The sequence below is a fragment of the Streptomyces flaveolus genome (genome assembly GCF_044765825.1).
Classification (GTDB): Bacteria; Actinomycetota; Actinomycetes; order Streptomycetales; family Streptomycetaceae; genus Streptomyces; species Streptomyces flaveolus.
Map to the genome: position 1 here is coordinate 265,525 of NZ_JBIWKU010000004.1, position 10,547 is coordinate 276,071.

9 protein-coding genes are annotated in these 10,547 nt (G+C 73.3%); 5 read left to right on the plus strand and 4 right to left on the minus strand.

Features of this window, described 5'->3' with window-relative positions; all coding sequences use genetic code 11:
• Positions 1–51 precede the first annotated feature (51 nt).
• Positions 52–708 (minus strand): MmyB family transcriptional regulator, encoded by a 657-nt coding sequence (locus ACIRG6_RS14465; protein WP_350715141.1) that lies wholly within the window; start codon positions 706–708, stop codon positions 52–54.
• Positions 709–940: 232 nt separating this feature from the next.
• On the opposite strand from ACIRG6_RS14465, the gene ACIRG6_RS14470 reads away from it, so the two are divergent.
• Both ACIRG6_RS14470 and ACIRG6_RS14475 read left to right on the plus strand, forming a co-directional pair.
• Entirely contained in the window at positions 941–1,594 is a 654-nt protein-coding gene (locus tag ACIRG6_RS14470) for a helix-turn-helix domain-containing protein (RefSeq protein ID WP_239764527.1), read from the plus strand.
• Positions 1,595–1,734: 140 nt separating this feature from the next.
• Positions 1,735–1,956: a hypothetical protein gene (locus ACIRG6_RS14475; RefSeq protein WP_318215327.1), complete on the plus strand. Its 222-nt coding sequence runs from the start codon at positions 1,735–1,737 to the stop codon at positions 1,954–1,956.
• A gap of 40 nt (positions 1,957–1,996) precedes the next feature.
• On the opposite strand, the gene ACIRG6_RS14480 is transcribed toward ACIRG6_RS14475, so the two are convergent.
• Positions 1,997–2,677, minus strand: coding sequence for a 4'-phosphopantetheinyl transferase family protein (locus tag ACIRG6_RS14480; protein ID WP_403322737.1), 681 nt, complete (start codon positions 2,675–2,677; stop codon positions 1,997–1,999).
• A gap of 311 nt (positions 2,678–2,988) precedes the next feature.
• Positions 2,989–4,347: a 6-phospho-beta-glucosidase gene (locus ACIRG6_RS14485; protein ID WP_403322739.1), complete on the minus strand. Its 1,359-nt coding sequence runs from the start codon at positions 4,345–4,347 to the stop codon at positions 2,989–2,991.
• A 327-nt stretch (positions 4,348–4,674) separates the two neighbouring features.
• Between ACIRG6_RS14485 and ACIRG6_RS14490 the strand changes: the two genes are divergently transcribed.
• Together ACIRG6_RS14490 and ACIRG6_RS14495 are read left to right on the plus strand one after the other, a co-directional pair.
• Positions 4,675–5,442, plus strand: coding sequence for an IclR family transcriptional regulator (locus tag ACIRG6_RS14490; protein WP_364677147.1), 768 nt, complete (start codon positions 4,675–4,677; stop codon positions 5,440–5,442).
• A 451-nt stretch (positions 5,443–5,893) separates the two neighbouring features.
• Entirely contained in the window at positions 5,894–7,294 is a 1,401-nt protein-coding gene (locus tag ACIRG6_RS14495) for a glycoside hydrolase family 16 protein (RefSeq protein ID WP_364677145.1), read from the plus strand.
• A gap of 66 nt (positions 7,295–7,360) precedes the next feature.
• Here the strand turns inward: ACIRG6_RS14495 and ACIRG6_RS14500 are convergent, their stop codons facing one another.
• Entirely contained in the window at positions 7,361–8,284 is a 924-nt protein-coding gene (locus ACIRG6_RS14500; RefSeq protein ID WP_403322742.1) for a helix-turn-helix transcriptional regulator, read from the minus strand.
• A 157-nt stretch (positions 8,285–8,441) separates the two neighbouring features.
• On the opposite strand from ACIRG6_RS14500, the gene tkt reads away from it, so the two are divergent.
• Positions 8,442–10,517, plus strand: coding sequence for a transketolase (gene tkt, locus ACIRG6_RS14505; RefSeq protein WP_364677142.1), 2,076 nt, complete (start codon positions 8,442–8,444; stop codon positions 10,515–10,517).
• Positions 10,518–10,547 lie beyond the last annotated feature (30 nt).

Here is a 10,547-nt window from a genome sequence, read left to right on the forward strand (position 1 = left end):
ACGGTGCCGCAAAATCTCTTCGGGGAAGCGCCCGGCCTTGCGCGGACGCGCTCAGTCCGTCGCGGAGACGACCCTCAGGTGGGTGGCGGGCCGGGCCCGGCCGGGCCGCTGCGAGGTGCGGCGCGTCTCGCGCAGGACCAACGTCAGCCGGGTGTAGCCGAGTTCCTCCAGCGACCTGGGCGTCTCGACGACGACGCGGCAGTCGGTGGCACCCCAGCGCGGGTCGGGGTGGTGCAGCGGCCGTACGGCGCCGTCGTGCTCGACGGCCTCCACGCCGACGGCGCGGACCCAGTGCGGCAGGCCCTGCCGGTAGGCGGCCTCCATGATCGGGTCCTGGGCGATGTCCCGGCGGACGGCCTGCAGCCCGGCGTCGTGTCCGTACGTCTCCATGGCGGCGGCGAACTGCGCCAGCATGGGCAGGCACCAGCTCGCCTCGTGGTCCGCGAGCACCGCGGACGCGTCCGGGTGGAAGAGGACGAACCTGAGGAAGTTGTCGGCCGGCATGGCCGTCGGGTGCGGTCCCGCGCCCCGGAAGAGTGTCCGGAAGGCGCCGTTGGCGAGGACCACGTCCCAGCGGTGGTCGACGACGAGGGAGGGAAAGGGGACGGCCTCCAGGAGGGTGCCGTAGTCCTGGAGATACGCCTGGGCGTCGGGGGTCGCGGGGACGGGCCGCGGTGCCGGCCGCTGCCCTCCTGCCTGAAATGCCATCGGGAGGTCACCCCTCTTGCCTATGCGGCCTTCTCGCGGCGTCCCGATCCTGGTGCCCCGACGCGAGGCGTGTCAACTATCGTGGCATTTCGTGCCTGTTGACGGCTGAAATAGGCCACAGTTGTGGCGAGACCTGGATGTGAGTTCGAGCGGCAGGCTACTCTCCGGGAAGTTCACGGCTACCGCTTGTGAGAAGCCTGTGAGGGCTGTGAGAGACGTAGGAGATCTGTCGGTGACCGGTGGCTTCGAGGGTCCGGGTGCCAAGCCGACGGCCGCGCTGCCGGCGGTGGTCGCCCGCGTCACCGCACTCGCGGACCGGCTCGGCGTGGCACACGCCGAGGTCTTCGACGTCGGCGCCCTCTCCGTCGCCTCCGGCGTCCCCGAACCCGTGGTGGGGGCCCTGCTGAGCGGCCGGCCCGCGGGCGAGCCCGATGTGCAGGCGCGGTTCGTGCAGCGGCTGGACCTGCTGCGCCGCACCCGCCTCAAGCCCAACGGCCGCAAGTACACCCAGCAGGAGATCGCCGACGGCGCCGGCATGTCCCGGCAGCAGGCGGGCGCCCTCATCAACGGCGACCGGCGGCCCACGATGGAACACTGCGACGCCATCCAGCGCTTCTTCCGCGTGCACGCCGGTTTCCTCACCGCCGAGGACCCCGAGGCGCTCGCGGGTGCCCTGCAGCACACCGAGCAGGAGTTGCTGCAGCAACTCGCCGACCGCGAGCGGGCGGCTGCGGGCGCCGCCGACGATCCGCTGGAGCGGCTGCTGCAGGACCACGGCGTGCGGGGAATCGCCTGGCGCGCCGCCCAACTGCCCACCGACCAGCACCGCGACAAGGTCGCCGAGTGGCTGGACATGCTCCTGGAAAGCGTCAAGCGGCCCGAGTGATGACCCCGGCCGGCCGCGAGCCCCCGGGGATGCGGGGCGCGGCTCGGGGGAATTGTCAGTGGTGGGCGGCAAGCTGGTGGGAGTGCCACCGCGGTGCGGGGGCGCGTGACCGCCGACGTCGTTGTGGGGAGAGCCGACCGATGACCACCGCCGTGCTGACCGACCGCGAGCGCACCGCCGTTCAGGCCTACCTGCGCCTCCTGCACACCGTCCGGGCCGGCTTCGACACGGCGGCCGGGCCGCCCGTCGTCCCGCCCTCCGTGCTCGCCGAGGCGGAGCGGGCGCTCGAGGCCGCGGGCCTGGCGGGGAACGAGGACGCCTTCTTCCGGCTGCTGGGGAGCTGGTGCCCGCCGAACCCGTGACTCGGGGGACGGACCATGTCGGGCCCGAAGGGGGGTGGGGTCAGGTGTGCGGGACCGTGATCGTCGTGGCGACCAGGCCGTGGCGGGCCGTCCAGCGGCCCTCGAAGTGGGTCAGCCGACGGCCGCCCACCCACGGCCCCGGCACCAGGAGCGCGGCGTACAGCCCGCCGCGGCGGCCGTCGTCGGGGTCGACGGATATCTCTATGTCGGCCTCCGTGAAGTCGAGCCACTGCCCGGTCAGGGGGAACCACGCCTTGTACACGGACTCCTTGGCGCTGAACAGCAGCCGCTCCCAGTGTATGCCGGGACGTTCCCCGGCCAGCCGGCGCAGCCGCTCGACCTCGCCCGGCAGGGACACGGCGGGCAGGACACCGTCGAGCAGCGGCCCGTCGGGTTCGGCGTCGATGCCGAGGGACGCCAGGTCGGTGGCGCGGGCCAGGGCGGCGGCGCAGTAGCCGTCGCAGTGGGTCATGCTGCCCGTCAGACCGTCCGGCCAGCGCGGTGCGCCGCGGTCCCCGGGCAGGACGGGCTGCGGCGGCACGCCGAGCTTCCGCATGGCCCGGCGGGCGCAGGACCGGACGACGGTGAACTCCCGGCGCCGTTTGTCGACCGCCCGCGCGACGAGCGGCTCCTCCTCGGGGTGGAGGGGCGAGTGCCCGGCGTCGTCCAGGTCGTGGGCCTCGACGGTGACGACCGTGTCGGGCATCAGCTCCTCGATCACCGGGCTCGTTCCTTCCTCTGCGGCGTCGGCCGGACACGGCGCGGTCGTGCCGGGTGGCCCGCGGACTCGGAGGTGTCCGTGGACCATGGTGTCGGCCCGGAGCCAGGGGTGCCAGTCGAGGGTGGCGGTCGGCCGGTGGCCGCGGGCCAGGGGGTGTCGTCCGGATCGGGCCGACTCCAGGCAACGGTGTCCGGCGACCGACCCGAGCGGGGTCTGGTGCGTGCAGCCGCAAGGCGGAGGAGGGCGACAGGGCGGAGCCCCGGCAACCGACGACAGCGCCGCGGATGCGCGTGCCGGGCCCCGCGAGCCCGTCAAGAGCCGAACGACACCCCCTGGTTGAGATAGGCGAGCCCGGGGTGGACGCTGGTGTAGCCGTCGACGAGGCGGCGCGCGACGTTCACCGAGTCGACGAGCGGGTGCAGGGCGAAGGCCTTGACGGCCGTGGCGCGCGAGCCGGTGGTGGCCGCCTCCAGCACCTCCCGCTCGACGGCCTTGACCGCGCAGACCAGCCCGGTGGCGTGCCCGGGCAACGGGTCGACGGCCACCGGGTGCGCGCCGCTCGCGTCGACCACGCACGGGACCTCGATCACGGCCTCGGAGTCGAGGACCGACAGGGTGCCGCGGTTGCGGACGTTGAGGATCAGGACCGTGCGTTCGTTGCGGGCGACGGCCCGCATCAGTGCCAGGGCCACCTTCTCGTAGCCGCCGGACAGGTCGTCGGCCTCGCGCTCCCCGGCGCCGGCCGCTTCCCGGTTCTCGGCCATGTAGGTGGCCTCGCGTTCGGCGCGGGTGCGGTCCCAGGCGGCGAGGGCGGGGGTGCCGGGGTGGCGCATCTCCTCGTAGAAGCGGGCCTGCTGGTCGCGCAGGAACGCGCCGCGGGTCCGTTCCGCCTCCTGGTAGGCGCGTACGGCTTCCCGGTTGAAGTAGTAGTAGTGCAGGTACTCGTTGGGGATCGCGCCCAGTGAGCGGAGCCAGTCGGTGCCGAAGAGCCGGCCCTCCTCGAAGGAGCCGAGCAGGGCGGGGTCGGCGAGCAGGCGCGGGAGCTGGTCGCGGCCGGCGACGCGCAGGCCGCGGACCCAGCCGAGGTGGTTGAGGCCGACGTAGTCGATCCAGGCCTCCTTCGGGTCGGCGCCGAGCACGCGGGCGATGCGGCGGCCGAGACCGACGGGGGAGTCGCAGATGCCGATGACGCGGTCGCCGAGGTGCCGGGACATGGCCTCGGTGACCAGGCCGGCCGGGTTGGTGAAGTTGATGACCCAGGCGTCGGGCGCCAGTCGGGCCACGCGGCGGGCGATGTCGACGGCGACCGGGACGGTGCGCAGCCCGTAGGCGATGCCACCCGCGCCGACCGTCTCCTGGCCGAGGACGTCCTCGGCGAGCGCGACCCGTTCGTCGTCCGCGCGGCCCTGGAGGCCGCCGACGCGGATCGCGGAGAACACGAAGCCGGCGCCGCGCAGCGCCTCGTCCAGGTCGGTCGTGGCGGTCACCTCGGGGGCGTCCGGCACCCCGGCGGCCTGCTCGGCCAGCACCCGGGTCACCGCCGAGAGCCGGTCGGCGTCCAGGTCGTGCAGGACGACGTGGGTCACGCGTCCCTCGGCGCGGTCCGCGAGGAGCGCCCCGTACACGAGCGGCACGCGGAACCCGCCGCCGCCCAGAATCGTCAGCCTCACGCCGGCACCCCTTCCTCACGGCCCTACCGCCTGGGGCCGATCATGGCATGCCCGCGCCGTGCCGCGGGCCAGGGCGTGTGGGGTGCCCCGACGCGGGGGCGGGTGGCCCGGCGCTGCCGGGGTGCCCCTGGAGGGGTTACCCCCAGCGCCCGTCCGAGCCGTCCCTGGGGGCACCTGCACCTCCCAGGCCGTTCAGGCACTGAGGGAGGCACGCCTGCCCGCAGTTGCGGCGGCATGGCGGTGCGACTGGCCGACGCTCTCCCCCACACCCGCCCCGCCCCGTAACCTGCCCGACGACCCCGCCCGGCCACCGGAAGGACGCCAGCCGTGCCCACCCGCTCCGCGCCCGACCGCCTGCTGTCCGTCCTCGCCGCGTTCGACCACGAACACCCGGCCCTGTGCCTGACGGACATCAGTCGCCGTGCCGGCCTCAGCCTCACCACCGCGCACCGTCTCGTCGGCGCGCTGACCGCGTGGGGCGCGCTGGAACGGGACGACGCCGGCCTCTACCACGTCGGCCTGCGCCTGTGGGAGGTCGCCGCGCTCGCCCCGCGCGGCCTCGCGCTCCGGCAGCTCGCCCTGCCGTACCTGGAGGACCTGTACGAGGCCACGCACGAGAACGTGCAGTTGGCGGTCCGCGACGGCGGCGAGGTCGTCTACGTCGAGTGGCTGTCGGGCCGTTCGGCGGTCGGCGTGCACATCCGCGTAGGGGCGCGCTGGCCGCTGCACGCCACCGGGGTGGGACTCGCGCTGCTCGCCCACGGCGAACCGGAGTTCCAGGAGGCCTACCGCGCGGGGCCGCTCGCCTCCTTCACCCCGCACACGATCACCGATCCGGTGCGGCTGCGTCGCGTGCTGGCCGAGGTGCGGCGCACCGGCGCGGCGGTGAGCGACCGCCAGGTCACCGACGACGCGCTGTCGGTGGCCGCCCCGGTGCGCGGGCCGGACGGGACGGTGACCGCCGCCGTCTCGGTCGTCGTCCCGCATGCCGACGCGGCGGTCCCCGTGCTGGTCCCGGCGGTCCGGCTGGCGGCGCGCGGAATCTCACGGGCACTGGGGTGGCGTCCTGCTGCCGGATCTCCCTCCCACCGGTGAGGACGGTGCGCCTGTCGGCCGCGTGATACGGGAACGGCCCTTGCCCCGAGAGGCCGCCGTGCCCGCCCCGTCCCCGCTCGCCGTCCCCCCGCCGTGGCTCGGGGGGCGTGGTGAGCTGCGCGGCTGCTGCTCGCGGTGGTGTTCGGCGCCTTCATGACGGGCGGTTGCTCCCCCCTCCGCAGATCGGTCTCGGTCTCGCCCTGGCGGGACCGCTCGACGCGACGGTCGTACGGATACTGCTGGTTCCGGCGACCACGGCGCGCTGCTCGGTCGGCCTGCCTCGCGGGAACCGATTCGCCACCGTTGACCCCCTTCACGTACTGAACTCCCTTGCCCGCAAAGGAGTTTCTCGGTTTCACCACTTGACGGCAGCCATGGCCGGGAGCACATTGGCCGGACTCTGAGAGCGCTCTCAGAACCCGAGCTCCCGCACCCGAGAGGCGACCCCCACATGAGAGAGACCTCCGGCAACCCGCCCCGACGGCCAAGACCGCTGCGCCGGGCCCTGGTGGCCGTCGTCGGCACGCTCGGCCTGGCGGCGGCCGCCACGGCCGTCACCGGCCCGTCCGCGAACGCCTCCGCTCCCCCGCCCCCGTCCGGCTGGACGCAGGTCTTCGCCGACGACTTCGACGGCGCCGCCGGCTCCGGCGTGAACACCGCGAACTGGCAGTACGCGACCGGAACTTCGTATCCCGGCGGCCCCGCCAACTGGGGCACCGGCGAGATCGAGACGATGACGGCCGGCACGGACAACGTCTCCCTGGACGGCAACGGCAACCTGCGCATCACCCCGCGGCGCGACGGCGCCGGCAACTGGACGTCGGGCCGCATCGAGACGAGGCGCACCGACTTCCAGCCCCCGGCCGGCGGCAAGCTGCGCGTGGAGGCCCGCATCCAGGTCCCGAACGTCACGGGGGCCGCGGCCAAGGGCTACTGGCCGGCGTTCTGGATGCTCGGCGCCCCCTACCGCGGCAATTACTGGAACTGGCCCGGCGTCGGCGAGATCGACATCATGGAGAACACCCAGGGCCTCAACACCGTGTGGGCCACCCTGCACTGCGGCACCTCGCCCGGCGGCCCGTGCAACGAGACCAGCGGCATCGGCGGCAACACGCCGTGCCCCGGAACCACTTGCCAGGCCGGCTTCCACACGTACCGGGTGGAGTGGGACCGTTCGGCCAGTGTGGAGGAGATCCGGTTCTCCGTCGACGGGACCACGTACCACACGGTGCGCCAGAACCAGGTCGACGCGACGACCTGGGCGAACGCCACGAACCACGGCTACTACGTCATCCTCAACGTGGCCATGGGCGGCGGCTTCCCGAACGCCTTCGGCGGCGGCCCCGACGGCGGCACGCAGCCCGGTCACCCGATGCTGGTGGACTACGTCCAGGTGCTGTCGTCCGGTGGGGGCGGCACCACGCCTCCCCCGGCCGGCGGCCGGGACGCGTACGGCACCATCCAGGCCGAGTCCTACGACGCGCAGTCCGGCACCATGACGGAGGCCACCTCCGACTCGGGCGGCGGGCAGAACCTCGGCGCGCTCGCGAACGGTGACTGGGTCCAGTACAAGGGCGTGAACTTCGGCTCGAACCCCGCGACGCAGTTCACCGCCCGGGTCGCGAGCGGCGCGGCGTCCGGCGTCAGCGGCCTGGTGGAGGTGCGCCTGGACAGCCGCGGCAGCGCGCCGGTCGGCAGCTTCGCGGTCGGCAACACCGGCGGCTGGCAGTCGTGGCGCACGATCCCCGCGAACATCGGCGCCGTCACCGGCACCCATGACGTGTATCTGACGTTCACCAGCGGCCAGCCGGCGGACTTCGTCAACGTGAACTGGTTCGGCTTCGGACACTGACCCGCACGGCCCCCACAGAGGGCGGAGGGCTCCACGCGCGCGTGGAGCCCTCCGTCGTGCGGGGTCTCAGCGCAGCTCCGCCCGGAACGCCGCCGGGGTCATGTCCGTGTGCTGCTGGAAGAACTTGGAGAAGTTCGCCGCGTCCGGGAAACCGACCGCCGCCCCGACCCGGCCGATCGGCATGTCGGTGTGCGCGAGGAGCCGCTTGGCCTCCAGCACCACCCGCTTGTCGATGAAGCCCTTCGGTGTCTCGCCGGTCGCGGCGCGCACCGCGCGGACGAGGGTGCGGCGGGAGTAACCGAGCGCGTCGGCGTAGGCGCTGACGCTGTGGTTGGTGGCGAAGTCCCGTTCGACCGCGTTCCGGAAGAGCGTGAAGGTGGTGTCCCCCGGCGCGTCCGCCTGCCCCGCCCCCTGACGAGCCTCCTGTGCCGAGCTGGCCGCGAGATGGGCCAGGCGCAGCAGGAACGCGGTCAGCGTGTGGCGCAGCACCGCGGTGTGCAGGCTCAGCGGGAGGGTCGTGGCGTCCTCGTACTCGCGTCGCAGCTGGTCGAGCGAGGCGGTCAGCGCGGCGAGCCGGGCCTGGTCGGGGCGGAGCAGGGGCGGCAGGTCGTAGCGGTAGAGGCCGGTGGCCTCCACGGTGGCGCTGGGCAGGAAGCCGGGCTGCATGGTCAGCACCGTTCCGCGGTACTCGCTGTCGGGTGAGAAGCGGTGGACCTGGCCGGGACGGATCCACAGCAGCTCGCCGGCCGTCGCCTCGTACTCGGCGAAGTCGATCATGTGACGGACCGGTCCGCCGGTGAAGAGCATGACGACGTGGAAGTCGATGCGGTGCACGCGGTGCAGAGGGGCATGCGCATGCCAGGTGCGACCCGTGCCCATGGGGCCGACCTGCATACCGACGCCGAGGAGGCTGAGATCGACCGGGAAGGGGAAGGTTCTGATCCCGTCGCCGCCATCGCCGTCGCCGTGTTGGGTGTGTTCGTCCGCCATGTCCTTCTCGCGCCGTGCCGCCCGTGCGCCGTGACGCCGGGGCGTGTCCCAGTTTCACCACAGGCTGGCACACCACGACCTTCACTCTCAAAAGTCAGACTTTTAAGTTTGAACGCGTCAGACCAGATCTTTCGCTCCGATCGAGGATTTCTTGAAGATGAGCACGCAGACAACGGACAGCTTCGAATGGACCGAACTCGACCGGCGTGCCGTCGACACCGCCCGTGTTCTGGCGGCCGACGCCGTGCAGAAGGTGGGGAACGGCCACCCGGGCACGGCGATGGCCCTCGCCCCCGCGGCGTACACGATCTTTCAGAAGGTGATGCGGCACGACCCCGCGGACCCGGAATGGACCGGCCGTGACCGCTTCGTGCTGTCCCCCGGCCACACCTCGCTGACCCTCTACACCCAGCTCTACCTGGCCGGGTACGAGCTGGAGCTGGACGACCTCAAGGCGTTCCGTACCCACGGCTCGAAGACGCCGGGCCACCCGGAGTACGGGCACACCGCGGGCGTGGAGACCACCACCGGCCCGCTCGGCCAGGGCGTCGCGAACGCGGTGGGCATGGCGATGGCCGCCCGCTACGAGCGCGGCCTGTTCGACCCCGAGGCCCCCGCGGGCGAGTCCCCCTTCGACCACACGATCTGGGCGATCGTCTCCGACGGCGACCTCCAGGAGGGCGTCTCCGCCGAGGCGTCGTCCCTCGCCGGTCACCAGAAGCTCGGCAACCTGGTCTTCCTGTACGACGACAACCACATCTCCATCGAGGGCGACACCGCGACCGCGTTCTCCGAGGACGTGCTGAAGCGGTACGAGGCCTACGGCTGGCACGTGCAGCGCATCGAGCCCGCCGAGAACGGCGACGTCGACGTGCACGCCCTGCACGCGGCCCTGACGGCGGCGAAGGCCGAGACCGGGCGCCCCTCCATCATCGCCATGCGCACGATCATCGCCTGGCCCGCACCGAACGCCCAGAACACCGAGGCGTCCCACGGCTCCGCCCTCGGCGAGGACGAGGTCGCGGCCACCAAGCGCGTCCTCGGCTTCGACCCGGAGCGGTCCTTCGAGGTCGCCGACGACGTGCTCGCCCACACCCGCGCGGCCCTGGACCGGGGCGCCGAGGCGCACGCCGCCTGGGACAAGCGGCTCGACAAGTGGCGCGGCGCCCAGCCGGACCGCGCGCAGCTGTTCGACCGGGTCGTCGCGGGCCGCCTGCCCGAGGGCTGGCAGGACGCGCTGCCCGTGTTCGAGCCCGGCCGGGCGGTCGCCACCCGCGCCGCGTCCGGCAAGGTCCTCCAGGCCCTCGGCCCGGTCCTGCCCGAGCTGTGGGGCGGCTCCGCCGACCTGGCCGGCTCGAACAACACGACCATCGACAAGACCAGCTCCTTCCTCCCCGAGGGCAACCCGCTGCCGGAGGCCGACCCGTACGGGCGCACCGTGCACTTCGGCATCCGCGAGTTCTCGATGGCCGCGGAGATGAACGGCATCGCCCTGCACGGCAACACCCGCGTCTACGGCGGCACCTTCCTGGTGTTCTCCGACTACATGCGCAACGCCGTGCGGATGTCCGCCCTGATGCAGCTCCCGGTGACCTACGTGTGGACGCACGACTCCATCGGCCTCGGCGAGGACGGCCCCACCCACCAGCCCGTCGAGCACCTGGCCGCGCTGCGCGCCATCCCCGGCCTCAACGTCGTCCGCCCGGCCGACGCCAACGAGACCGCCATCGCCTGGGCCGAGATCCTCAAGCGGCACTCCACCGCCCCGGCCCCGCACGGCCTCGCGCTGACCCGCCAGGGCGTGCCGACGTACGAGCCGAACCCGGACGCCGCGCGCGGCGGCTACGTCCTGAAGGATGCCTCCACCGGCTCCCCGGACGTCGTCCTGATCGCCACCGGCTCCGAGGTCCAGCTCGCCGTGGCCGCGCGGGAGGCGCTGGAGGCGGAGGGCACCCCCACCCGGGTGGTGTCGATGCCGTCCGTCGAGTGGTTCGAGGAGCAGCCGCGCGAGTACCGCGACAGCGTGCTGCCGCCGTCCGTGAAGGCCCGGGTGGCCGTCGAGGCCGGGATCGGCCTGACCTGGTACCGCTTCGTGGGCGACGCGGGCCGGATCGTCTCCCTGGAGCACTTCGGCGCCTCCGCCGACGCCAAGACCCTGTTCGCCGAGTACGGCTTCACCGCCGAGCACGTCGCCGCCGCCGCCCGGGAGTCCCTCGCCGCCGTCCGCGGCTGAGCCGACCGGGTCCGCACGCCGAAAGAACCG